Genomic DNA, 23,218 nt, shown 5'->3' with positions numbered 1-23,218 from the left:
ATGGCCCAAGCCTGCAGATGAATCTGCAGGCTTGAGCTTTTGTGTGCTACAATAAGCAGGACGCTGAATTATCGGAGGAACAGCTTGTGTGGAAATATTATGGAATTGCGTTTTTTATAGTAATTATTGATCAGTGGACAAAATGGCTTGTCATCAAAAATATGGAGCTGGGAGAGCGGATCCCGCTTTGGGAACCGTATCTTGGCTGGCTGTCACACCGCAACCGGGGCGCTGCTTGGGGCATGTTGGAAGGACAGATGTGGCTATTCGGCATTATCACCCTCATCGTGATCGGTGTGATCATTTATTATTTCCACCGCCATGCCAAAGGACAGCCGCTGTTTGCGATTACGCTCATGATTTTGCTCGGCGGCGCTGTCGGCAATTTCATTGATCGGATGTGGCGCGGGGAAGTTGTGGATTTCGTTGATATCCTGATCCCGCTCTTCAATTATGATTTCCCGATTTTTAACGTGGCGGATATGGCGCTGACTGCCGGTGTAGTACTGATGATTATTTACGTTTGGACAGAAGAAAAACAGGAAAAGAAAAAGGTGTCGTAATGGAAGAATTGACAATCGAAATAACGGAAGAAACAGCAGGCGGCCGCATTGATAAAGCCGTCACTGCAATAGATACAGACTGGTCCCGCTCTCAGATCCAAGCTTGGCTGAAAGACGGGTCTGTTAAAGTGAATGGCGGAAGCGTCAAGCAGAACTATAAAGTGAAAAACGGAGATGTGATCACTGTATTGCCGCCTGACCCGACCGAACTGGATATCCAAGCGGAAGACCTCGGCCTGGAAATCGTCTATGAAGATGCGGACGTGCTCGTCGTGAACAAACCGAAGGGGATGGTCGTCCATCCCGCGCCAGGGCATACGTCCGGCACATTGGTGAACGGCCTGATGCATCAAGTGACGGATTTGTCGGGAATAAACGGCGTTATGCGCCCGGGGATCGTGCACCGGATCGATAAAGATACGTCAGGGCTTCTGATGGTGGCGAAGAATGACGCCGCTCATGCATCGCTTGTCGAACAACTTATAAAAAAGACAGTGACCCGTAAGTATGCGGCTGTTGTTCACGGCCATATCGCCCATGATAAAGGAACGATTGATGCGCCGATTGCCCGGGATCCAAAAGACCGGCAGCGGATGGCGGTTGTGGATGGCGGCAAATCCGCTGTCACGCATTTTACCGTCACAGAGCGTCTTGGAGAATTCACAGTCGTTGAATGTCAGCTTGAAACGGGCCGGACTCATCAGATCCGTGTCCATATGAAGTATATCGGGTTTCCATTGGCTGGTGATCCCAAATACGGACCGAAGAAAACGCTCGATATCGGCGGCCAGGCACTCCATGCCGGTGTCATCGGTTTTGATCATCCGAAGACCGGTGAATATATGGAATTCACGGCAGAGCCGCCAGCAACATTCCAGGAACTGCTGGAATCGCTCCGAAACAATGGTTGACACGGTTGTGATGGTTCGCTACACTTAACGTAATCGAATAGACAAGACCTTTAAAGACAGTCCCGTGAGGCTGAGAAGGTAACGGCTGAAAGCTGGAGACATAACGTTTCCGGACCGCTTTTTTCTGCGCGTATACCCTCCTGCCCATGTGGCAGGAGGGTTTTTATTTTGCATAAAGGAGAGAGAGCATGACTGAAAAAGCGGACATCCTTGATGAAAAAGCAATCAGCCGGGCGCTTACCCGGGTCGCTCATGAAATTATTGAACGGAATAAAGGGATCGGCGATTGTGTGCTTGTCGGCATTAAAACGCGCGGGGCATTTCTTGCAGAGCGGCTGGCTGAAAAAATTGAGGGTATTGAAGGACGAAAAATCATGACAGGAGAACTGGACATCACACTGTATCGGGATGACCTGTCAGAAAAGACGGAAAACCGGGAACCGCTCGTCCAGCAGGTGGACGTGACGCATGATGTTACAGACAAAAAAGTCATCCTTGTCGATGATGTCCTGTACACCGGCCGGACAGTGCGTGCGGCAATGGATGCCATTATGGATCTCGGGCGTCCCGCACAGATTCAGCTGGCCATTCTGATTGACCGGGGACACCGGGAACTGCCGATTCGGGCTGATTATGTCGGTAAAAACATTCCGACTTCCAGCAATGAACGGATTGTTGTTGAAATGCGTGAAACAGACGGCCGGGATCAAGTGACGATTCACGAGTAGCAGAAAGGAAGCAGATAGTGTGAACGATGCAGTTTTGGATGTGAAAGACCGGCCCAGTACCGGTCAATGGATCAGTTTAAGTCTTCAGCACATGTTCGCCATGTTTGGCGCAACGATTCTTGTGCCGAAGCTTGTCGGACTCAGTCCGGCAATCGCGCTTCTGACAAGCGGAATTGCCACGCTCATATTTGTTCTGGTGACGCAAGGGAAAGTACCGGCATATCTCGGTTCCTCGTTTGCCTTCATCCTGCCGATCCAGCTGGCAACCGAATACGGGGGATTGGGAAGTGCAATGGTGGGCGCGGTATTCGTATCATTCGCCTATGCGATCGTCTCGCTCCTCATTTGGAAGACTGGGTACAGGTGGATCATGAAGCTGCTGCCGCCGATTGTGGTCGGTCCTGTGATTATCGTTATTGGACTGGCTTTATCCGGAACTGCGGTGGATATGGCGATGAACGTGGACGGCGAATACAGCCTGCTGCACTTCTCAGCAGCGCTTGTCACCCTGATTACAGCAATTATCTGTACGATTTATTTTAATAATATTATCAGTCTGATGCCGATTCTGATTGGAATAGCGGTCGGATACATCTATTCGGCGGTCATCGGAATTGTGGACTTCACTGTCGTTCAGGAAGCAAACTGGCTGGCAGTTCCGGATTTTCTCATACCGGGCGTCGATTATGAAATCAAAGTGACTTTTAACTTACTGCTGATTATGGTGCCGATCGTTATTGTCACCATCTCCGAGCATATCGGACACCAGCTTGTACTCGGGAGGGTTGTCGGCCGCAATTTCATCAAAGACCCAGGACTTCACCGCTCGCTCCTTGGCGATGGTCTCGGAACTTTAATTTCCGGACTTGTCGGCGGGCCGCCAAAAACGACATACGGTGAAAATATCGGTGTGCTTGCCATCACCCGGGTATACAGCATTTATGTCATTATCGGAGCTGCGGTTTTTGCCATCCTGTTCGCGTTCCTCGGAAAAGTTATGGCGCTGATCGAAACAATCCCGACAGCTGTACTGGGCGGCATTTCGATTCTCTTGTTCGGTATCATCGCTTCAAGTGGTCTCCGGATGCTGGTTGACAGCAACATCGACTTCGGAGATCAGCGCAATTTGATCATTTCTTCGGTTGTGCTGGTTATCGGCATCGGTGGAGCGGCACTCGAATTTACGGAATCCTTCCGGGTGGAAGGAATGGCACTGGCCGCCATGATTGGCGCCTTGCTGAATCTTATCCTGCCGGGCCGGCCGGATTATGAAGAACTGCCGGATGAAATTAAATAGCATCACCTTTTAATGAATGTCCAGAGAGGCATGGAAAGGTGGAGACGAGGGCAGTCCGATCATGCCCTTCTTTCCGCACACCTTCCTGTCCTCAGGAAGGTGTTTTTTTGCCGAAAGATGAAAGGACGGATGAACATGACAAACTTGCTTTCAATGAAAGATCTTTCAAAAGAAGAGATTTTATACTTGCTGGAGCGGGCGGAAGCTTTCCGGCAAGGTGATCAGCTTCCCATCGGCGGCACCGTAGTGAATCTTTTCTTCGAACCGAGTACCCGAACAAAAATGAGCTTCGAGATGGCTGAACGGAAACTCGGGCTGACGGTGCTGCCATTTGAAACCGGTTTTTCAAGTGTCCTTAAAGGTGAAACCTTATATGACACGGTGAAAACACTGGAAGCAATCGGCGTCGATGCAGTTGTCATCCGTCATGAACAGGAAGCTTATTATAAGGAACTGGAAGCGCTGAACATTGCCATCATTAACGGCGGGGACGGTTCCGGTCAGCATCCGACTCAGTCATTGCTGGATTTGTATACCATCCAGGAAGAATTCGGTACATTCAACGGCTTACATGTAACGATTGCGGGGGATATTGCACACAGCCGGGTTGCCCGGTCGAATGCCGAAGCGCTTCAGAAACTTGGTGCGGAAGTAACATTCATCTGTCCGGATGAATGGAAAGGCGAATTTCCATCCTCACAGCATCTTGACGAGGTAATCAGCACAACCGATGTGCTGATGCTCCTGCGTGTCCAGCATGAACGGCATCACACCGATAGCTGGTTTTCAAAAGAGAGCTATCACGAACAGTATGGACTCACCATCCAGCGCGAACGGCTCATGAAGAACCGGGCGATTATTATGCACCCGGCACCGGTCAACCGCGGCGTTGAAATTGCGGATGAACTGGTGGAAGCACCCCGGTCCCGGATTTTTAAGCAAATGGAAAATGGTGTCTATATGCGAATGGCAGCACTGGAATATGCATTGAAAGGGAGTCGAGTATGGCAATTTTAATCAAGAATGCAGCACTTGTGAATGGGAATATAACGGATATCCGGATTACAGACGGATTCATTGAAGAAATGGGTTCAGCGCTCGAACCAGCCGGCGACCAAGTGATCGATGGGAAAGGCCGTACGGTTGTCGCTGGATTTGTCGATGTGCATGTTCATTTGCGGGAGCCGGGCGGTGAGCATAAAGAGACCATCCGGACTGGAACGGAGGCGGCGGCGAAGGGTGGTTTCACGACGATATGCGCAATGCCGAACACCCGACCGGTCCCGGATACGAAGGAACATCTTGAAAAAATCAACGCATTAATCGAAGAAAATGCCCGCATCCGGGTATTGCCATATGCATCGATCACAATTCGGGAAGCGGGAAAAGAACGGACGAATCTGCAGGAACTGAAAACTGCAGGTGCATTCGCCTTTACAGATGATGGTGTTGGTGTACAGCAGGCCGGCATGATGTTTGAGGCGATGCAGGAAGCAGCTGCGCTGGATATGGCAGTTGTCGCGCATTGTGAAGACAACACGCTGATTTACGGCGGTGTCATGCATGATGGAATGCGCAGTCAGGAGCTTGGACTGCCTGGTATTCCTTCCATTGCGGAGTCCGTACATATCGCCCGGGATGTCTTGCTCGCTGAAGCGACCGGTGCCCATTATCACGTGTGCCACGTTTCGACAAAAGAATCTGTCCGGGTCATTCGGGATGCCAAACGGGCAGGCATTCGGGTAACGGCGGAAGTGACACCGCATCACTTGCTCATGACGGAAGATGACATCCCGGCAGATGATGCCAATTATAAGATGAATCCGCCGCTCAGGTCGCAGGCGGATCGGCAGGCGCTGATCGAAGGGCTTGAAGATGGAACAATTGATTTCATTGCAACGGACCATGCGCCACACACTGCGGAAGAAAAAGCGAACGGGATGCAGGCGGCACCGTTCGGCATTACCGGGTTTGAAACCGCATTTCCGCTCTTGTACAGCGAATTTGTGCAGTCAGGGAAATGGTCGCTGGCTCAGCTTGTCAGCTGGCTTACGGACAAGCCGGCGGCAGTATTCGGACTGGCTTACGGCAAGTTGGAAACAGGCGCCGCAGCCGATCTCGTGCTGCTGGATCTGAGTAAAACACAGGCGATCAACCCGGAGACATTCGTTTCAAAAGGCAAGAACACGCCTTTTGCCGGCAAGGAAGCGACAGGCTGGCCGGTTCTGACTATATTCGGCGGTGAAATCGTATTCAAGGAGGAAGAAGCATGGAGCGCTATCTGATATTGGAAGACGGAACGGTATTTAAAGGGACAGCATTCGGAGCAGACACGGCATCGACCGGGGAAGTTGTCTTCAACACCGGCATGACAGGCTATCAGGAAGTGCTGTCTGATCCTTCTTATTGCGACCAGATCATCACGATGACATATCCGCTCATCGGCAATTACGGAATCAATCGCGATGACTTTGAATCGATTGAACCGGCAGCGGCCGGAATGGTCGTCCGCGAACTTGCAGAATTTCCGTCCAATTTTAGAAGCGATTCCACGCTGTGCGAATTGTTCAAGGCAAAAGGCATTCCAGGGATTGCGGGAATCGACACCCGGAAACTGACCCGGCTCATCCGGTCGAAAGGAACGGTGAAAGGGATACTAACAGCAACAGGGGACCAAGTGAACGTTGAAGCTGAAATCCGGCGCCTTCAGGAATTCGAACCGAAACAAGACCAAGTCGCACGCGTATCCACGCAGCGCCCGTATCCAAGCCCCGGCCGCGGCAAACGGGTCGTCCTGATCGATTACGGCATGAAGCACGGCATTCTCCGGGAACTGAACAAGCGGAATTGTGACGTGCTAGTCGTTCCTTATAACACGACAGCCGATGAAATCCTCCGCTGGAACCCGGATGGCGTTATGCTATCGAACGGACCAGGGGATCCGAAAGATGTTCCGGAATGCACAGAAACCGTGAAAGCGCTGATCGGCAAGGTGCCGATCTTCGGTATCTGTCTCGGCCATCAATTATTCGCGCTCGCTTGCGGAGCAGAGACCTATAAATTGAAGTTTGGCCACCGCGGAGGCAATCAGCCGGTCAAAGACCTGATGACCGGACGGTCGGATATCACTTCTCAAAACCACGGCTATTCCGTACTAGAAGAGACGCTCATCGGCACCCGCCTGAAAGTGACACATAAAGCGTTGAATGACGGCTCGGTCGAGGGGCTTATGCATCTGGATGTACCGGCGTTCACCGTCCAGTATCACCCGGAAGCATCCCCGGGTCCGGAGGATGCCAATCATTTATTCGATCGCTTTATTGAGCTTATGAATACAGCAGAGAAGGAGCTTGCACATGCCTAAACGTCAAGATATCGACAGTATTCTCGTCATCGGTTCAGGTCCCATCATTATCGGCCAGGCAGCAGAATTCGACTACGCAGGAACGCAGGCGTGTCTCGCATTAAAAGAGGAAGGTTACCGGGTCATCCTCATCAATTCCAATCCGGCGACGATCATGACCGATACGGAAATCGCGGACAAAGTATATATCGAACCCATCACGCTCGAGTTCGTCAGCCGGATTCTCCGGAAAGAACAGCCGGACGCGGTCCTTGCCACGCTCGGCGGACAGACGGGCCTGAACATGGCGATCGAGCTCGATAAATCCGGCATCTTGGAAGAGCTCGGTATCGAAATTCTGGGAACCAAGCTGGATGCGATCCATAAAGCGGAAGACCGCGATTTGTTCCGAAACTTGATGAATAAACTTGGACAGCCGGTACCGGAAAGCGAAATCATCCGGAATCTATCCGAGGCGCTGGCATTCACGGAAGCAATCGGCTATCCGGTCATTGTCCGTCCGGCATTCACGCTCGGCGGAACAGGCGGGGGGATTTGCCATAATGAAGAAGAGCTTCGGGAAATTGTGGCAAGTGGTCTGAAATACAGCCCAGTCACGCAATGTTTGCTCGAAAAATCCATTGCCGGCTTCAAAGAAATCGAGTACGAAGTGATGCGCGACTCGGCTGATAACGCGATCGTTGTCTGTAACATGGAAAACTTCGACCCGGTCGGTGTGCATACAGGGGATTCCATCGTTGCGGCCCCGTCGCAGACGCTGTCGGACCGGGAATACCAGATGCTGCGGAATGTGTCACTCGACATCATCCGGGAACTGAAAATCGAAGGTGGCTGCAACGTTCAGCTCGCACTTGATCCGCACAGCTTCAATTATTACATCATCGAAGTGAACCCGCGCGTCAGCCGGTCATCGGCACTTGCTTCGAAAGCGACGGGTTACCCGATTGCAAAATTAGCCGCTAAAATTGCGGTTGGCCTGACGCTCGATGAGATGAAGAATCCGGTGACGGGCAGCACGTATGCCTGCTTTGAGCCATCACTTGATTATGTCGTAACAAAAATTCCGCGCTGGCCGTTCGATAAATTCGAGTCGGCGAAACGGAGCCTCGGCACGCAGATGAAAGCGACCGGGGAAGTAATGGCCATCGGGCGTACATTTGAAGAATCGATTTTGAAAGCGGTTCGGTCACTCGAAACCGGCCATTGCCACCTGTCGATGAAACATGCGGAAACGCTCAGTGATGAGTGGATCGAGAAACGGATACGGAAGGCGGGCGATGAGCGGCTGTTCTTTATCGGGGAAGCACTGCGCCGGGGGGTGACGGTTGAAACCCTGCACGACTGGAGTCAAATCGATTTATTCTTCCTGCACAAGCTGAAAAACATCGTGGAGTACGAGCAGGTGCTGTCAGAAAATCCGTTTGACCGGGAAGTTGCATACAAGGCGAAGCGAATGGGCTTTGCGGATAAAATGCTGGCTCAATTGTGGAAGACGGATGAAGCGGCTGTCTACGACTGGCGCAAGGAGCAGAAGCTGATTCCGGTATATAAAATGGTCGATACATGTGCAGCGGAATTCGAATCCGAAACGCCATACTTTTATGGGACGTATGAAGAAGAGAACGAATCGGTCGTAACGGACAGGGAAAGTGTCATTGTCCTTGGTTCCGGTCCAATCCGAATTGGCCAAGGCGTCGAATTCGACTATGCAACGGTCCATTCCGTATGGGCGATCAAAGAAGCCGGTTACGAGGCGATCATCATTAACAACAACCCTGAAACAGTGTCTACTGATTTCTCAATTTCCGATAAGCTGTATTTTGAACCGCTGACCATTGAAGACGTCATGCACATCGTTGATCTGGAGAAACCGAAAGGTGTCGTTGTCCAGTTCGGCGGACAAACGGCGATCAACCTGGCAGACAGACTTGAAGCGCGGGGGGTGCCGATTCTTGGAACATCACTTGAAGATCTTGACCGGGCAGAGAACCGCAATAAATTCGAGCGCGCACTCCATGAAATCGGGATTCCGCAGCCGGAAGGAAAAACAGCCATATCAGCAGAAGAAGCGGAAGTAATTGCACGTGAGATCGGCTATCCGGTACTTGTCCGGCCATCGTATGTACTTGGCGGCCGTGCGATGGAAATCGTCTACAGTGAAGATGAACTGGCGCATTACATGAATCATGCGGTGGACGCGAGTCCGGAGCATCCGGTACTTGTCGACCGCTACCTGACAGGTACGGAAGTGGAAGTGGATGCGATTTCCGACGGTGAAAACGTCCTCATTCCGGGCATCATGGAGCACATTGAACGGGCGGGCGTCCATTCGGGCGATTCGATTGCCGTGTATCCGCCGCAGAATATTTCGGCAGCCATGATGGAGACGATTGCAGATTATACGACGCGCCTTGCGAAAGGACTGAATATCAAAGGGCTGCTGAATATCCAATACGTCATTTCCAAAGGTGAAGTATATGTGATTGAAGTAAACCCGCGCTCCAGCCGGACAGTGCCTTTCTTGAGTAAAATCACGAATATCCCGATGGCCAATATCGCGACGAAAGCGATTCTTGGACAATCCATCCTGGATCAAGGATATCCGACGGGTCTCATTGACCCGCCTGCAGGCGTATTTGTCAAAGTACCGGTATTTTCTTTCGCCAAGCTTCGCCGGGTGGACATCACGCTCGGGCCTGAAATGAAATCGACCGGTGAAGTGATGGGGAAAGATCACACATTTGAAAAAGCGCTGTACAAAGGACTTGTTGCCGCCGGTATGGAAGTGCGGACGTACGGAACGGTTCTCATGACCGTTTCTGATAAAGATAAAGATGAAGCGATCAGCATTGCGCGGCGTTTCCGGTCGATCGGCTACCGGATCATGGCGACGGAAGGAACGGCGAAAACACTGGAAAGTGCCGGCATCCGGGTCACCTCGGTCAATAAAATCGGGGCAGCGGGCCATACATTGCTCGATGTTATCCAGAACGGGGAAGCGCAGCTCGTCGTTAACACGCTGACGAAAGGAAAACTGCCGGCACGCGATGGGTTCCGGATTCGCCGGGAATCGGTCGAAAATGGCATTCCGTGTCTCACTTCACTCGATACGGCAAAAGCGATGCTGCGGGTCATTGAATCGATGACGTTCTCTGCGGAGGAAATGGGGGCAGGTGTATGATTCAAAAGGAATGGATGACTGTCACGAACCAGCGCAATATCGCCAATCGGATCTATGAACTGACGGTCCGAGGAGGCATGGTCGCTTCCATGGAGCCGGGCCAATTCGTGCATATCCGGACCGGTGACAGTTTTGAACCGCTTCTCCGGCGGCCGATTTCCATTGCTGCCATCAACCCGGAGAAGTCCGAATTCACGATGCTGTACAGAGTGGAAGGCCGGGGGACAGAAGTGCTCGCAGCGAAAAGAGCAGGAGACAAGATTGATGTGCTGGGTCCTCTCGGCAACGGCTTCCCGATCGGAGAAGCGAAACAAAAAGCGGTGCTTATCGGCGGCGGGATCGGCGTGCCGCCACTTTATGAGCTGGCCTGTCAACTGAATGCACGCGGCGTTGAAACGGTCCATGTCCTCGGATTTGAAACAGCGGAAGCGGTGTTCTACGAAAAGGAATTCAGTGTGCTCGGCGAAACGCATATTACAACAGTGGATGGCACTCATGGCATAAAAGGGTTTGTCACGCATGTCATGAATGAATTGCCAACTGATTTCGATGTGTACTACAGCTGCGGACCGTCTCCGATGCTGAAAGCGGTCGAGGAGCTGTATGTAGATAAAAAAGGTTTTCTTTCCTATGAGCAGCGGATGGGCTGTGGCATCGGGGCCTGCTTTGCCTGTGTATGCAAGACGAATGATGAGCGGGATTACGTTAAAGTCTGTTCTGACGGTCCTGTATTTCCGGCAAAGGTGGTGGTGGCAGGATGAACCGGTTGAAAGTAACACTTCCAGGACTTGAACTGAGCAATCCGATCATGCCTGCTTCCGGCTGCTTCGGTTTCGGCAAGGAATTTGCAGGGTTATATGACCTTTCTCAACTGGGCGCGATCATGATTAAAGCGACGACCCGTGAAATGCGCTTCGGCAATCCGACACCGCGCGTGGCTGAGACAGCCGCCGGCATGCTGAATGCCATCGGTCTGCAGAATCCGGGGCTGGATAAGGTGATGACTCAGGAACTGCCGTATCTGGAACAATTCGATGTGCCGATCATCGCGAATGTGGCCGGAACGACGACAGAAGATTACGCGGAAGTTGCACGGGCCATTTCGACTGCACCAAATGTCAAAGCACTGGAGATCAACATTTCCTGTCCGAATGTAAAGGAAGGCGGCATTACATTCGGTACGAATCCGAAAATTGCTCAAGCATTGACAGAAGCGGTCAAAGCGGTATCAGCCGTGCCGGTGTACATTAAATTATCGCCTAATGTAACCGACATAACAGAGATTGCCAAAGCGGTCGAAGCAGGTGGTGCGGATGGCCTTACGATGATCAATACGCTTCTTGGCATGCGGCTTGATGCACAGACAGGCAAGCCGGTTCTCGCAAACCGGACCGGCGGATTATCCGGCCCTTCCATCAAACCGGTCGCACTGCGGATGGTGTACGACGTACGGAAACAGACGGATTTGCCGATCATTGGAATGGGCGGTGTTTCGACGCTTGATGACGTCATCGACTTTCTGTCGGTCGGCGCAGACGCAGTCGCCGTAGGAACGGCGAATTTTGTGAATCCGTTCATTTGCCCGGAATTGATCGAAGAGCTTCCAGGGAAACTTGATGAACTGGGAATCAAAACTGTGCAGGAATTGACAGGGAGGAGCCACCAGTATGAACTCGCCAATCATCGCGCTTGATTTTCCATCAATGAAAGAAGTGAAAGAATTTATTGCTGATTTTGAAGAACGGTTATTTGTGAAAGTCGGAATGGAATTATTTTTTAGTGAAGGTCCGGAGATTGTCCGTTATTTAAAGGAACAGGGCCATCAAGTTTTCCTGGATCTGAAACTGCATGATATTCCGAATACGGTTGAATCGGCTATGCGTTCGCTTGCCAAGCTGGATGTCGATCTGGTGAACGTCCATGCGGCGGGTGGCATTGAAATGATGCGGGCGGCGAAGCGGGGGCTCAGCGGAAGTCCGGTGAAACTAATTGCTGTGACGCAACTGACTTCAACGGATGAAAAACAGATGCAGCAAGAACAGCTGATTGAGCGGTCCCTTGAGGAATCTGTGCTGCACTATGCAGTACTGGCGAAAGAAGCAGGACTTGATGGTGTCGTTTGTTCAGTGAAGGAAGCCAAGCGGATCGGGGAAGTGTGCGGAGAGGATTTTCTTCGGGTGACACCGGGAATCCGGCTCGGCAATGATAGCCATGATCAGAAACGGACCGCGACTCCGGAACAGGCAGCCCGGGAAGGTGCTACTCATATTGTGGTTGGCCGGGCTGTTACGCAGGCACTGAAACCGAGAGAACAATTAGCAGTAATTGATGGACAGTGGAGAGGGGCAGTTTTATGAAACAGAAGATTGCACGGGCGTTGCTGGAAATTGGAGCAGTGGAGCTGCGGCCGGATGATCCGTTTACATGGTCATCGGGTTTGAAGTCGCCGATTTATTGTGATAACCGCCTGACGATGGCCTATCCGGCTGTCCGGAAAGAAATCGCCGAAGGACTGGCAGAGCTGATCCGCACAGCTTATCCTGAAGCGGAAGTGATTGCCGGGACGGCAACAGCCGGCATTCCGCATGCAGCTTGGGTCAGTGACCTGCTGAATCTGCCGATGGTTTATGTCCGGTCCAAACCGAAAGAACACGGACGAGGCAATCAGATTGAAGGGAAAATTGAAGCGGGACAGAAAGCTATTATCATTGAGGACCTGATTTCCAAGGGCGGATCGAGTATTCAAGCGGCAAATGCATTGAAAGAAGCGGGATTCGAAGTGCTCGGCATCGCTGCGATTTTCACATATGGTTTGCCGGCTGCAACAGAAGCGATCCGTACTGCGGGCTTTGAAGCACATACGCTGTCTGACTTCCATGCACTGATTGAGGAAGCCGAAAAAACAGGCAGGATCAGCAGTGAACAATTGGCTGTTTTAACTGACTGGCATAATCAGCTGGCAGTGGAACCAGCAAAGAGCTGACCAATACCGGTCAGCTCTTTTTAAATGGCATTATCAATTTATCGTTTACTAACGCGTAACCCGGCGGACGGACTCCAGCTGTTCAAGCTGTTCAATCAATGAGATCAGTTTATCAGGCGGAAGATGCTTGAACGAAAAAGAATATTCGATTAACGGGGTGTCTTCGTAATTATCAACATTCCGAAGGTTGAATTCTGTCACCCGAACTTTACGCTCAGCCATCAATTCATTAAGACTGGTCAGTATGCCGGGCGTGTTTTCGGCGATGATAATTAACCTGGAATCTCTGCGGCTGGTTAAGTACTTATGTTCCAGTTTAGCAAACACGTATAAAGTAATAAGTGCAATAATGGTCGCCAGCAACGCCGCATAAAACATGCCGATTCCTACTACAAGTCCGATACCTGCAGCCGCCCAAATAGATGCAGCAGTCGTCAGTCCTTTGATTGCTCCTTTGTTCACGAGGATTGTGCCGGCTCCCAGAAAGCCGATCCCACTGATTACATAGGAGGGGATACGGGTTGGGTCGTACTGAACGAATCCCTCATATTTACTTGATAAAAATGAATCGAATCCTTGTATTGAAAGCAACATCATTAAACAAGAACTCATGCCGACCAGCAGATGGGTACGGAATCCTGCCGGATGCTGCTGGGTTTCCCGTTCAAAGCCGATTGCCCCGCAGAGAAGCGCTGCGATAATCAGCCGGGTAGTAATAGTGGCCGTCTCCGGCGGAAAAAAATCCATAATTGACCTCTCCTTGCTAAATGAATCCTCGATATTTCTTTTCTCTTCCTTAGAAGGAAGAGCTTGATATGTAAAGGGCCTCCAATTCGTATAAAACTGGATTGGAGGCTCTTTTGGTTATCTATGAAGATGCCGGTGGAAAAGATTGTTCATGCTGGATTGGAAATATAATAAGCAGTTCAGTTCTGCAATTGGACATATTTCCGGTAGCGGGCCACGAGATAAGCAGACATACCATCACTGTATTTTTCATCGCCGTAGTCCACGGGAATAGCGGCGTATGCCGCAAACCATAAAGAGAAGTACGAAAACTGGTGATAGACTTGCCGGTTTTCAAGTATACCCTCAAGAATTAATTGGTTGAGCAGAAATATCGATCCAATATTAAACAGGACTCCGCCGATATGCACCAAAAAATGAGTGAATCGGTTGCTCCACTTCAAGTCAGTATATTGCAAAGCAGAATCAAGAAAGTAAAGGCTGTGCACAGCAAGCGGCCCAACATCAAAAAGCTTCCGGCCGCGGCCGAGTTCAATGCGGGTCCGGCCGCCGAAGAGCAGCGTGAAAAACGTATGCCCAAGTTCATGGATTATGACAACAACAGGATAAATGATCAGTGTGGCTGCGATAAATCCCCAAATATCAGAGAACGTAAACACGGTATATGATGCCCCCTGTCTGAAGAGAAATTGCACCCGATATTAACATGGATGGCATTTATTTAATATATCCCGCAACCCGTATCACTAAACTTAAAATTCCATTTTAAGTTTGCCATTTTCGAGAATCAGCTTGGCGTTGAATTTTTTGCCGTTTTTTGACATAAACCCCTTCAATACCGGTGTTTTGCCTTTTTCACATAATTGCCGGATCTGATTGGCCGTCAGGCGTTTTTTGAGAAACACTGCCGGGAATGTCTGCTTGCAGCCATTGGCGTATTCCGAACAGCCGTAAAAACCTTTGATCGAAATGATTTTCCCTTTTCCGCAAGCAGGACAAAGAGCGATTTCCTCTTTTGCGGAAGGGGAAAATGCCATCTTATCCGGCAGCCCATTTGCTTGCAGCTGTCCCGGGACTTCTTCCATCAGCTTCCGGATGAATTTACGTGTATTTTCAAGGAAGTTCTCTGAAGATCCTTCACCGTTTCCAATCCGTTTAAGGTAAGTTTCCCATTTTGCGGTCATGGACGGGCTGGCAAGCAAGTTGCCTTCAACTGCCCGGCAGAGGATGCGACCTTTTTCTGTCAGGGAAACAATGTTTTTTTTCACTTCAATGTAATTATGCCGTTTGATGGTTTCAATAATGCCGCTGCGGGTCGCTTCCGTGCCGAGTCCTTCGATCTGTTTCAGAATCGCCGTATCTTCCGGATCCTCGGCATATTTGCCGCATGTTTTCATCAATGAAATCAGCTGCCCTTCCGTATAGGGTTTGGGCGCTGTAGTCATCCCTTCTTTTACAGCTACGGCGGCATCAACCGATTCCTGTTCGACAAGCCGGGGGAGGGGCTGCTCTTCCTGCTTCTCTTTCACAGGAAACAGCGCTTTCCACCCTTTATCCAGCTCGGTTTTTCCGGTCGTGTAGAACAGCAATGCATGGACATCGGTAATGATTTTCGTTTCGGCATACCGATAATCATCGTGGAACATGGCCAAAGTTGTCCGCACGATTTCTTCATACAGATTTCGTTCAAGAGATGACAGGCCGGCAAGTTGACGGGAAGAAGGAATCTTCTTCGTTGGAATGATTGCATAATGTTCGGCAACTTTTGAGCTGTCTACAAATCGCTTTTTTGGTACTTTCGACCGGATCGGGAACGGTTCCCCGATTACTTGCTGAAGCGCTTCTGCGCCGGATGCAAGATAAGCAAATTCTGCCGGAGTGATATGCTGGGCATCCGTTCGGGGATATGTCACCAGTTTTTTCTCATACAATCCCTGCATCACGGACAGCACTGTCTGCGGACTTGCCTTCCATTTGCGGTTGGCCGCTGCCTGAAGGGTTGACAGAGAATGGAGCATCGGAGGCGGCGTGCGCTTGTTCTCTGTCTTCACGGATTGAATGACACCGGTCGCAGGGTTTGAAATGCCATGTTTCTGCAGCAGATCTTCCGCTTCTTTCCGTTCGTTCGATTTTAGTTTCGCTTTTCCTTTATAGCTTCCGTCCGCTGCTTTGAACAGCCCTTCTATCTCATAAAATGGCTCCGGCTTGAACGCTTCAATTTCCCGTTCCCGCTGGTAGATGAGCCAGAGGGTCGGGGTTTGGACCCGCCCGATGGCAAACACATCCCGTAATCCTTTCTGCTGCAATAGCAGCGAGTAGAGCCGGGATCCGTTCATGCCGACGAGCCAATCACTGATCTGCCTTGCTTTCGCTTCTTCATAAAGCAGGAGATCCCGGGCATTATCCTGGAGACTGGCAAAACCTCTGCGGACTTCATCTATTTCGAGGGAATTGATCCAAAGTCTGCGAATCGTTTTGTTTCTGCAGCCGGTCTGGTGATAAATGCTGTAGAAAATATTTGACCCTTCCCGGTCCACATCACATGCATTGATGACCGTATCGGTCTGGCTGAGCAGTTTTTTGATAATGGAGAATTGCTTGTATTTACCTTTCGCCACTTGGAACTGGAATGATTCCGGCAGGATCGGCAGGGCATCAAGTGACCACTTGCCCCATTTCGGATCATAGCTTTTCGGCTCCCGCAGTTCAACAAGATGACCGATGCCCCATGTAATGACAGCGCCAGCCGGAAATATGGAATCCGGCAGCACCTCGATATAGCCGTCCGCTTTCCGGGTCTTAAAGGCCTCTGCATATGCTTTTGCCTGACTCGGTTTTTCAGCCACAATGACGGGTTTCATCGTTTTACTCCGCCTTCCTGTTCTTCAATTTCATGACAAGTTCCTCGTCGGGTGTCACATACACCGTTTTTTGTTCAAAATAAATGACAAATCCCGGTTTTGCCCCGTTCGGTTTCTTTACTTGCCGCACTTCCGTGTAATCGACCGGAACGGAAGAGGATTCCCGGGCTTTTGAAAAGTATGCGGCGATTGTGGCGGCTTCGAGAATCGTTTCTTCATCCGGTTCTGCATCATGAATGACAACGTGGGATCCCGGAATGTCCTTTGTATGGAGCCATGTGTCCGTTTTGGCTGCCAGTTTGAACGTGACATAGTCATTCTGCTTATTATTCTTACCGACAGAGATCCGTGTTCCGCTGCTGGATACGTAAATCTCTGCGGAAGGTTTAACCGGTTTTTTCTTTTTCTGGCCTTTCTGCGCTTTCATATAGCCTTCTTCTGCCAGCTCTTCGCGAATCTCTTCGATATCACTTAGTCCGGCATGCTGGACCTGCTGTGAGAGCGTTTCAAAGTAGTCGATATCCTGTAAAGTTTTATCAATTTGCTCCTGCGTTTTTACAATTGCAGTTTTGGCTTTCTGATAGCGGGAATAATAGCGCTGGGAGTTTTCAACAGGTGTTTTGCGCGGATCCAGCTGAATCGTCATTTTTTCATTTGTGTAGTAATTGTCGACTTCCACTTGCTTCATGCCTTTTTTTAATTGATAAATATTTGCCATGATCAATTCACCGGCAAGCTGCAGTTCATCCCGCTTCTCAGCCTGCTGCTGCTCTTTTTTCAGTTTCTTCAGCTTGGCCTTCAGTTTGGCAATCTCACTGGAGAGCCAGCGTTCCAAGTCACCCGCCTGTTGCTTAACCCGATCCCTCTCTGCCTTCGCGTAATAAACCCGGTCGAGCAATTCCCCGAGTGTCGGGAAAACGGCGGCCGATCCTGCGAGATGAGTCAGTTCGGCTGCGGAAAAATGAGATTTTCCCTGCTTCTCCGTATAATAGCCTTTCGGTTCAGCTGCAGTGAATTCCGCCAGAAAATGTGCTGCGCTTCCGCCGTGTTCAAGCCGATGGACGAGTTCACGGGCAGTGAGCGGAGAAAAACCGGCGAACCGACTGACGATTTCCTTGGCGTCCAGCCCGCTGTAGTCTGCACCGAACGGACTTTCCTTGTCCTGCGGGGGCGGAAAAACATGCGGTTGCCCCGGCAGAACAGTCCGGTAAGAGTTGACGCTCGGCGGCAAATGCTTCAGACTGTCCAAAATCAACCGGCGGTCGGAATCGACGAGAATGACATTGGAGTGCCTGCCCATCAATTCAACATGGAGTTCGCGGAATATGTCGTCGCCGATTTCATTTTTACTTTTCACTTTAATGATAATCAGCCGGTCCATTTCGTGCTGTTCCACGCTCTGGATGATCCCGCCTTCCATATGCTTGCGGAGCAGCATACAGAACATCGGCGGTTCTGCCGGATTGTTCGCCGGCATATCGGTAAGGTGCATCCGGGCATAACTCGGGTGCACAGAAATGAGTAATTTATGGTTTGCGCCTTGTGCGCGGATCTGAAGCAGAAGCTCTTGCTGATTCGGCTGATGGATTTTGGAAATCCGGCCTGATGCGATTTTCTGGAGCTCCTGCACCATCGCTTGTGTAAATAATCCATCGAATGCCATATACAATCCCTCTTTCAAAACGTTTGGTTCTATCTTATCATTTTCATGCGTCAGTATGATATAATAAAGCAGTTAAGCCATTGGGCTAAGAGGATCTTAAAGGAGTGAAGGGAGCAGATGGCGGCGAAATTTATTGCACTCGGCAGCGGCAGTGCAGTGGCTGCTGACCGGATTATAACAATTCTGTCACCCGACTCTGCTCCCGCCAAACGGCTGATCCAGGAAGCGCGGTCGACCGGACTGCTGATCGATGCCACTTACGGGAAAAAGACGCGATCTATTTTCGTGATGGACAGCGATCATATTGTCATTTCCGCCTTATCGACGGAAAAGGCGATTTTACGCACCGGTGAAAATGAAGATGAAACAAGTGAGGGATGATTTTGAGAAAGCAACGCGGACTGCTGATTGTCCTGTCCGGCCCTTCAGGCGTCGGAAAAGGAACAGTCAGAAAAGAGCTGTTTTCGCAGCCGGATACAAATTATGAATACTCGATTTCTATGACAACACGGCTTCCGCGCGAAGGTGAAACGGACGAGGTCGATTATTTCTTTAAGAGCCGGGAGGATTTTGAAGAACTGATCAGCCAGGGGAAGCTGTTGGAATATGCGGAATATGTCGGGAATTACTACGGCACACCGCTCGATTATGTTAATCAGACCCGGGATGCGGGCCGGGATGTGTTCCTGGAGATCGAAGTGCAGGGAGCCGAACAGGTCCGGGAGAAAGTGCCGGATGGACTGTTTATTTTTCTGGCGCCGCCAAGTCTGTCGGAACTTGAAAAACGGCTGACCGGCCGCGGCACAGAAACGGATGCTATCATCCAGTCGCGCATTACAGAAGCGCGCAAAGAACTGGAAATGATGAATCTGTATGATTATGTGGTGGAAAATGATGAGGTTGAGCGGGCGTGCGAACGCATCAATGCAATCGTCATTGCTGAGCACTGTAAGCGGGAACGCGTAGAGAAACGCTATTATGAGATGTTAAAGGAGAATGTATAATGCTTTATCCATCAGTTGATGCACTCAAAAGTAAAATCGATTCCAAATACTCGCTTGTCAGTCTGGCTGCGAAACGGGCACGTCAGCTGCATGAGAACGGGGAAGAGCTTTTAGTGTCATACCGTTCAAAAAAACCGGTTGGTATGGCGCTTGAGGAAGTCGCAGCAGGCATACTGACAAAAGTGGAACAGGATAAATCCGCTGTGTACGAGGATGAAGTTTAATAAAGATTAAAACTGCCAGCAAGCAACTCCCTGAGAATTAACCGTTCTTTGGGAGTTTTGCGTTAGAAAGGATGAACAGAAGTGTCAGTGGACCGTAATATTCTTGTATGCGTCAGTGGCGGGATTGCCGTCTATAAAGCGGTGGCGCTCGTCAGTAAATTGTCGCAGGCCGGTTTCCGGGTGAAAGTAATCATGACGGAATCAGCCCGGCAGTTTGTGCAGCCGTTAAGTTTCCAGGCGATGTCCCGCAATGATGTGTTTACCGATACATTCGATGAAAAAGATTCATCGGTCATCGCCCATATTGATCTTGCTGATTGGGCGGATCTTGTCCTGGTGGCACCTGCCACAGCGAATTTGATCGGCAAGGCAGCGAACGGCATTGCCGATGATATGGTGACGACTGTGCTGCTCGCCACAACAGCACCTGTCTGGATGGCACCGGCCATGAACGTGCACATGTACGGGCACCCGGCGGTTCTGCGCAATATTGATCGGCTTCATGCAGACGGCGTGCGGTTTATCGAACCGTCTGAAGGTTTTTTGGCATGTGGTTATGTCGGGAAAGGACGGCTTGAAGAACCAGAAAAAGTGACTGAACTTGTTCTCTGGCACTTCAACCGACCGCAGCCATTGAAAGGGAAAAAAGTGGTTGTAACTGCAGGGCCGACACGTGAACGGATCGATCCGGTGCGGTTTCTGACTAATTTTTCAAGCGGCAAGATGGGGTATTCGATGGCTGAAGCAGCAGTGCGATTAGGTGCAGAGACTGTTCTGGTCAGCGGTCCAGTTTCACTCCCTGTGCCGGCGGGGGTGCAAATTGTTCCCGTGGAAAGCGCTGAAGATATGTTCAATGCAGTGCTGGCTGAATTCGATGATGCGGACCTGGTCATTAAAACGGCTGCCGTGGCGGATTATCGCCCGAAAACTGCGCATGGTAAAAAAATGAAGAAGCAGGAATCCGGCCAGACGCTTGAGCTGGAACGGACAGTGGATATTTTGAAAGAACTGGGAGAACGGAAAACGCATCAGCTACTGATCGGTTTTGCAGCTGAAACAAATGACGTGGAAACATATGCCAGAGGAAAATTACACAAGAAAAATGCGGATTATATCATTGCCAACGATGTGACGGAAAAAGATGCAGGATTTAACACGGATTCTAATCGAGTGACACTCTATGGTAAGAATTCGTTTGAACAGACTTTTCCGCTCCTGCCGAAAACTGAACTGGCAGAGCAGCTGCTGACTGCCATTCTCGAAAAGGAAGATGCCTATGATCGCTGAAGTAATTGTGGATGTTGCGGCTCACCCGATTGACCGGCCGTTTGATTATGTGGTTCCGGAGCGGTTCCGGCCGCTTATTGAACCGGGCATGCGTGTAAAAGTGCCGTTTGGCCCGCGCAAAGTGCTCGGCTTTGTGACGGGTACAAAAAGCGAATCGGATATGCAGCAGTCAAAACTGAAACCGATCCATGAACTGATGGACCTTGTACCGGTATTGAATAAAGAGATGCTGCAGCTTGCCGACTGGATGAAAGATGAGACCTTATGTTTTGAAATCGATGCCCTGCAGGTCATGATTCCGTCAGCATTGCGGGCAAAATATGAAAAACGCTTCGTTCTAACAGGTGAACTGACTGAACTGGCTGAACCGCTCCAGCCTTATTTTCAGCGTAAACCTTTTCTCCGCGCACAAGATGCTGTGGAGCTTTTTGGCCTTTTAAAGACAGAGTTGGATAAAGGCACAATAACAGCAGAGACGGACATTTCCCAAAAGACGGAAGTCAAAAAAGCGCGTATGGTTACAATCGAAAGTTCACTGGAAAAGCTTGAGGCCATTGAGATACGCGCGAATGCCCGCCAGCAGCTGAAACTCATGGAGTTTATGAAGTCCCATGCCGGTAGTACCATCGAATCGGCGGATCTGCAGAAACAGTCCGGTACAACACTTCAGACGGTCACTGCGCTTTTGGATAAAGGGGCAGGCACGCTGCAAGTGACAGAGACATACCGGTCGCCGGAATCACTGGCGGATATTAAAGAGAAGGCACCGCTCAGCTTGACCCTGGAGCAGCAGACGGCGTTTGCTGCTGTCCGGGATGCACTTGGAACAAGTAAAACTTTTCTGCTTCACGGCGTGACGGGAAGCGGCAAGACGGAAATCTACCTGCAGACGATCGACCGTGTGTTGAAAGAAGGAGAAGAAGCCGTCATGCTCGTGCCGGAAATTTCTCTGACACCGCAGATGACGCTTCGTTTTAAAGAACGGTTCGGGGATCAGGTAGCCGTTCTCCACAGCGGCTTGTCCGCCGGCGAGAAGTACGATGAATGGCGCCGGATACAGCGCGGGGAAGTGAAAGTGGCGGTCGGTGCCCGGTCAGCCGTATTCGCGCCGTTCCGGAATCTTGGACTGATCATCCTTGATGAAGAGCATGAATCCAGTTATAAGCAGGATGATGCCCCGAGGTATCATGCAAGGGACGTAGCTCTGTGGCGGAGCCGGTATTATAATTGTCCCGTAATCCTTGGAAGCGCAACACCGTCACTGGAGTCCTATGCGCGGGCACAAAAGGGTGTATATGAGCTGCTGACGCTTGAATCCCGGGCTAAAAACCAGCCGCTTCCGGAAGTCCGGATCGTTGACATGCGGGAAGAACTCCGGAACGGAAACCGGTCGATGTTTTCTGTGGAACTGGCGGAGGCGATCCGGGAAAAGCTCGAGAAAAAGGAACAGATCGTGCTGTTCCTGAATAAGCGGGGCTATTCTTCATTTGTGCTGTGCCGGGATTGCGGTACAGTCGGGGAATGCCCGCATTGCGATATTTCCCTGACTTATCACCGGTCGAAAGAGCATATGAAATGCCATTATTGCGGATTTGAAGCGCAAGTACCGGATATCTGTCCGGAATGTGGAAGTGAGCATATCCGTTTCTTCGGAACGGGTACACAAAAAGTGGAAGAAGAAATCGCCAAATTGTTTCCAGGGGCACGGACGCTGCGGATGGATGTGGATACAACCCGCCAGAAAGGCGCACATGAACGGATTCTGACGGCTTTCGGGGAAGGAAAAGCGGATATCCTGCTTGGTACTCAAATGATTGCAAAGGGACTCGACTTTCCGAACATCACCCTTGTCGGCGTCTTATCTGCTGATACCACATTGCATTTGCCGGATTTCCGTGCGTCCGAGAAAACGTTCCAGCTGCTGACACAGGTCAGCGGCCGGGCGGGCCGGGACGTTCTTCCCGGAACTGTTTATGTTCAGTCTTATACACCGGAACATTATGCAATCACCTTGGCAAAGAACCAGAATTATGAACCGTTCTATACCCAGGAAATGACCACAAGGAGACAAAACGGCTATCCGCCGTATTTCTATGTCGTTAATATCCAATTCACACACGAAGACTTAATGACAGCTGGCGATTATGCGGATCAGACTGTCCGTTTCCTGCAGAATAATCTATCGCCGGGAACCGTTATTATCGGCCCATCCGCCTCGCTGGTTGCCCGTGTGAACGATAGATATCGCTATCAATGTCTGATAAAATACAAAAAAGAACCGAGACTTACTGAAACGCTCCACCAGCTGATCCGCATTCATAGAGCAGAATGGATCAAACGCGGAGCGACGCTGTCGATTGATAAAAATCCATCGACTGTCATGTAAGCAGGAAATGAGGAATAAT

Annotated in this window: 21 protein-coding genes; 17 read left to right on the top strand and 4 right to left on the bottom strand. The window is 50.5% G+C overall.

The window, feature by feature from the left end; translation table 11 throughout:
* Window positions 1-86: 86 nt before the first annotated feature.
* The 12 genes from lspA to pyrE all read left to right on the top strand — a co-directional run bounded on the left by lspA (window position 87) and on the right by pyrE (window position 13,027).
* A complete protein-coding gene (gene lspA, locus B0X71_RS12260; RefSeq protein WP_077589685.1) occupies window positions 87-563 on the top strand; it encodes a signal peptidase II in 477 nt (158 codons plus the stop codon).
* On the top strand, window positions 563-1,474 hold the full coding sequence (locus tag B0X71_RS12255; protein ID WP_077589684.1) for an RluA family pseudouridine synthase: 912 nt from the start codon (window positions 563-565) through the stop codon (window positions 1,472-1,474). The genes lspA and B0X71_RS12255 overlap by 1 nt, the downstream gene beginning before the upstream one ends.
* A gap of 188 nt (window positions 1,475-1,662) precedes the next feature.
* On the top strand, window positions 1,663-2,202 hold the full coding sequence (pyrR, locus tag B0X71_RS12250) for a bifunctional pyr operon transcriptional regulator/uracil phosphoribosyltransferase PyrR (RefSeq protein WP_077589683.1): 540 nt from the start codon (window positions 1,663-1,665) through the stop codon (window positions 2,200-2,202).
* A gap of 19 nt (window positions 2,203-2,221) precedes the next feature.
* Window positions 2,222-3,499, top strand: a complete 1,278-nt coding sequence (locus B0X71_RS12245; RefSeq protein WP_077589682.1) for a solute carrier family 23 protein — start codon at window positions 2,222-2,224, stop codon at window positions 3,497-3,499.
* A 135-nt stretch (window positions 3,500-3,634) separates the two neighbouring features.
* Window positions 3,635-4,516: an aspartate carbamoyltransferase catalytic subunit gene (locus B0X71_RS12240; protein WP_077590990.1), complete on the top strand. Its 882-nt coding sequence runs from the start codon at window positions 3,635-3,637 to the stop codon at window positions 4,514-4,516.
* On the top strand, window positions 4,504-5,784 hold the full coding sequence (locus tag B0X71_RS12235) for a dihydroorotase (RefSeq protein ID WP_077589681.1): 1,281 nt from the start codon (window positions 4,504-4,506) through the stop codon (window positions 5,782-5,784). Before B0X71_RS12240 ends, B0X71_RS12235 begins: the two co-directional genes overlap by 13 nt.
* Entirely contained in the window at window positions 5,769-6,863 is a 1,095-nt protein-coding gene (locus tag B0X71_RS12230) for a carbamoyl phosphate synthase small subunit (RefSeq protein ID WP_077589680.1), read from the top strand. The genes B0X71_RS12235 and B0X71_RS12230 overlap by 16 nt, the downstream gene beginning before the upstream one ends.
* Window positions 6,856-10,044 carry a carbamoyl-phosphate synthase large subunit gene (gene carB / locus B0X71_RS12225; protein WP_077589679.1) on the top strand — a complete coding sequence of 1,063 codons (3,189 nt, stop codon included), beginning with the start codon at window positions 6,856-6,858 and terminating at the stop codon, window positions 10,042-10,044. Before B0X71_RS12230 ends, carB begins: the two co-directional genes overlap by 8 nt.
* Window positions 10,041-10,805, top strand: coding sequence for a dihydroorotate dehydrogenase electron transfer subunit (locus B0X71_RS12220; RefSeq protein ID WP_077589678.1), 765 nt, complete (start codon window positions 10,041-10,043; stop codon window positions 10,803-10,805). Before carB ends, B0X71_RS12220 begins: the two co-directional genes overlap by 4 nt.
* The gene (locus B0X71_RS12215) at window positions 10,802-11,737 is read left to right on the top strand and encodes a dihydroorotate dehydrogenase (protein ID WP_077589677.1); all 936 of its coding nucleotides are present in this window, start codon (window positions 10,802-10,804) and stop codon (window positions 11,735-11,737) included. Before B0X71_RS12220 ends, B0X71_RS12215 begins: the two co-directional genes overlap by 4 nt.
* Window positions 11,712-12,401 (top strand): orotidine-5'-phosphate decarboxylase, encoded by a 690-nt coding sequence (gene pyrF / locus B0X71_RS12210; protein WP_077589676.1) that lies wholly within the window; start codon window positions 11,712-11,714, stop codon window positions 12,399-12,401. The genes B0X71_RS12215 and pyrF overlap by 26 nt, the downstream gene beginning before the upstream one ends.
* Complete coding sequence (pyrE, locus tag B0X71_RS12205) at window positions 12,398-13,027, top strand: orotate phosphoribosyltransferase (RefSeq protein ID WP_077589675.1); 630 nt, start codon at window positions 12,398-12,400, stop codon at window positions 13,025-13,027. The genes pyrF and pyrE overlap by 4 nt, the downstream gene beginning before the upstream one ends.
* A 48-nt stretch (window positions 13,028-13,075) precedes the next feature.
* Here pyrE and B0X71_RS12200 read toward each other — a convergent pair whose 3' ends face one another.
* The 4 genes from B0X71_RS12200 to B0X71_RS12185 form a co-directional block, all read right to left on the bottom strand.
* Window positions 13,076-13,774: an MgtC/SapB family protein gene (locus tag B0X71_RS12200; RefSeq protein ID WP_077589674.1), complete on the bottom strand. Its 699-nt coding sequence runs from the start codon at window positions 13,772-13,774 to the stop codon at window positions 13,076-13,078.
* Window positions 13,775-13,953: 179 nt separating this feature from the next.
* Complete coding sequence (locus tag B0X71_RS12195) at window positions 13,954-14,433, bottom strand: hypothetical protein (RefSeq protein WP_077589673.1); 480 nt, start codon at window positions 14,431-14,433, stop codon at window positions 13,954-13,956.
* A gap of 93 nt (window positions 14,434-14,526) precedes the next feature.
* Window positions 14,527-16,635: a type IA DNA topoisomerase gene (locus B0X71_RS12190; protein ID WP_077589672.1), complete on the bottom strand. Its 2,109-nt coding sequence runs from the start codon at window positions 16,633-16,635 to the stop codon at window positions 14,527-14,529.
* Window positions 16,636-16,639: 4 nt separating this feature from the next.
* The gene (locus tag B0X71_RS12185; protein ID WP_077589671.1) at window positions 16,640-18,298 is read right to left on the bottom strand and encodes an Rqc2 family fibronectin-binding protein; all 1,659 of its coding nucleotides are present in this window, start codon (window positions 18,296-18,298) and stop codon (window positions 16,640-16,642) included.
* 117 nt (window positions 18,299-18,415) lie between these two features.
* Here B0X71_RS12185 and B0X71_RS12180 point away from each other — a divergent pair, with 117 nt between their 5' ends.
* The 5 genes from B0X71_RS12180 to priA all read left to right on the top strand — a co-directional run bounded on the left by B0X71_RS12180 (window position 18,416) and on the right by priA (window position 23,199).
* Window positions 18,416-18,679, top strand: coding sequence for an extracellular matrix/biofilm biosynthesis regulator RemA family protein (locus B0X71_RS12180; protein WP_077589670.1), 264 nt, complete (start codon window positions 18,416-18,418; stop codon window positions 18,677-18,679).
* A gap of 2 nt (window positions 18,680-18,681) precedes the next feature.
* Complete coding sequence (gmk, locus tag B0X71_RS12175) at window positions 18,682-19,302, top strand: guanylate kinase (RefSeq protein WP_077590989.1); 621 nt, start codon at window positions 18,682-18,684, stop codon at window positions 19,300-19,302.
* Window positions 19,302-19,526: a DNA-directed RNA polymerase subunit omega gene (gene rpoZ, locus B0X71_RS12170; protein ID WP_077589669.1), complete on the top strand. Its 225-nt coding sequence runs from the start codon at window positions 19,302-19,304 to the stop codon at window positions 19,524-19,526. Before gmk ends, rpoZ begins: the two co-directional genes overlap by 1 nt.
* Before the next feature lie 81 nt (window positions 19,527-19,607).
* Window positions 19,608-20,813 carry a bifunctional phosphopantothenoylcysteine decarboxylase/phosphopantothenate--cysteine ligase CoaBC gene (gene coaBC / locus B0X71_RS12165; RefSeq protein ID WP_077589668.1) on the top strand — a complete coding sequence of 402 codons (1,206 nt, stop codon included), beginning with the start codon at window positions 19,608-19,610 and terminating at the stop codon, window positions 20,811-20,813.
* Window positions 20,803-23,199 (top strand): primosomal protein N', encoded by a 2,397-nt coding sequence (gene priA / locus B0X71_RS12160; RefSeq protein ID WP_077589667.1) that lies wholly within the window; start codon window positions 20,803-20,805, stop codon window positions 23,197-23,199. Before coaBC ends, priA begins: the two co-directional genes overlap by 11 nt.
* Window positions 23,200-23,218: the final 19 nt, after the last annotated feature.

Origin of the sequence: Planococcus lenghuensis (genome assembly GCF_001999905.1) — a bacterium.
Taxonomy (GTDB): Bacteria; Bacillota; Bacilli; order Bacillales_A; family Planococcaceae; genus Indiicoccus; species Indiicoccus lenghuensis.
This window is presented reverse-complemented; position numbering and strand designations above follow the sequence as displayed.

Coding starts and splice junctions, on each gene's coding strand:
- pyrE (WP_077589675.1), top strand. CDS start 12,398: ATGAAACAGAAGATTGCACGGGCGTTGCTGGAAATTGGAGCAGTGGAG.
- pyrF (WP_077589676.1), top strand. CDS start 11,712: ATGAACTCGCCAATCATCGCGCTTGATTTTCCATCAATGAAAGAAGTG.
- B0X71_RS12190 (WP_077589672.1), bottom strand. CDS start 16,635: ATGAAACCCGTCATTGTGGCTGAAAAACCGAGTCAGGCAAAAGCATAT.
- B0X71_RS12185 (WP_077589671.1), bottom strand. CDS start 18,298: ATGGCATTCGATGGATTATTTACACAAGCGATGGTGCAGGAGCTCCAG.
- B0X71_RS12240 (WP_077590990.1), top strand. CDS start 3,635: ATGACAAACTTGCTTTCAATGAAAGATCTTTCAAAAGAAGAGATTTTA.
- B0X71_RS12200 (WP_077589674.1), bottom strand. CDS start 13,774: ATGGATTTTTTTCCGCCGGAGACGGCCACTATTACTACCCGGCTGATT.
- priA (WP_077589667.1), top strand. CDS start 20,803: ATGATCGCTGAAGTAATTGTGGATGTTGCGGCTCACCCGATTGACCGG.
- carB (WP_077589679.1), top strand. CDS start 6,856: ATGCCTAAACGTCAAGATATCGACAGTATTCTCGTCATCGGTTCAGGT.
- pyrR (WP_077589683.1), top strand. CDS start 1,663: ATGACTGAAAAAGCGGACATCCTTGATGAAAAAGCAATCAGCCGGGCG.
- B0X71_RS12255 (WP_077589684.1), top strand. CDS start 563: ATGGAAGAATTGACAATCGAAATAACGGAAGAAACAGCAGGCGGCCGC.
- B0X71_RS12215 (WP_077589677.1), top strand. CDS start 10,802: ATGAACCGGTTGAAAGTAACACTTCCAGGACTTGAACTGAGCAATCCG.
- B0X71_RS12235 (WP_077589681.1), top strand. CDS start 4,504: ATGGCAATTTTAATCAAGAATGCAGCACTTGTGAATGGGAATATAACG.
- B0X71_RS12180 (WP_077589670.1), top strand. CDS start 18,416: ATGGCGGCGAAATTTATTGCACTCGGCAGCGGCAGTGCAGTGGCTGCT.
- rpoZ (WP_077589669.1), top strand. CDS start 19,302: ATGCTTTATCCATCAGTTGATGCACTCAAAAGTAAAATCGATTCCAAA.
- B0X71_RS12220 (WP_077589678.1), top strand. CDS start 10,041: ATGATTCAAAAGGAATGGATGACTGTCACGAACCAGCGCAATATCGCC.
- B0X71_RS12230 (WP_077589680.1), top strand. CDS start 5,769: ATGGAGCGCTATCTGATATTGGAAGACGGAACGGTATTTAAAGGGACA.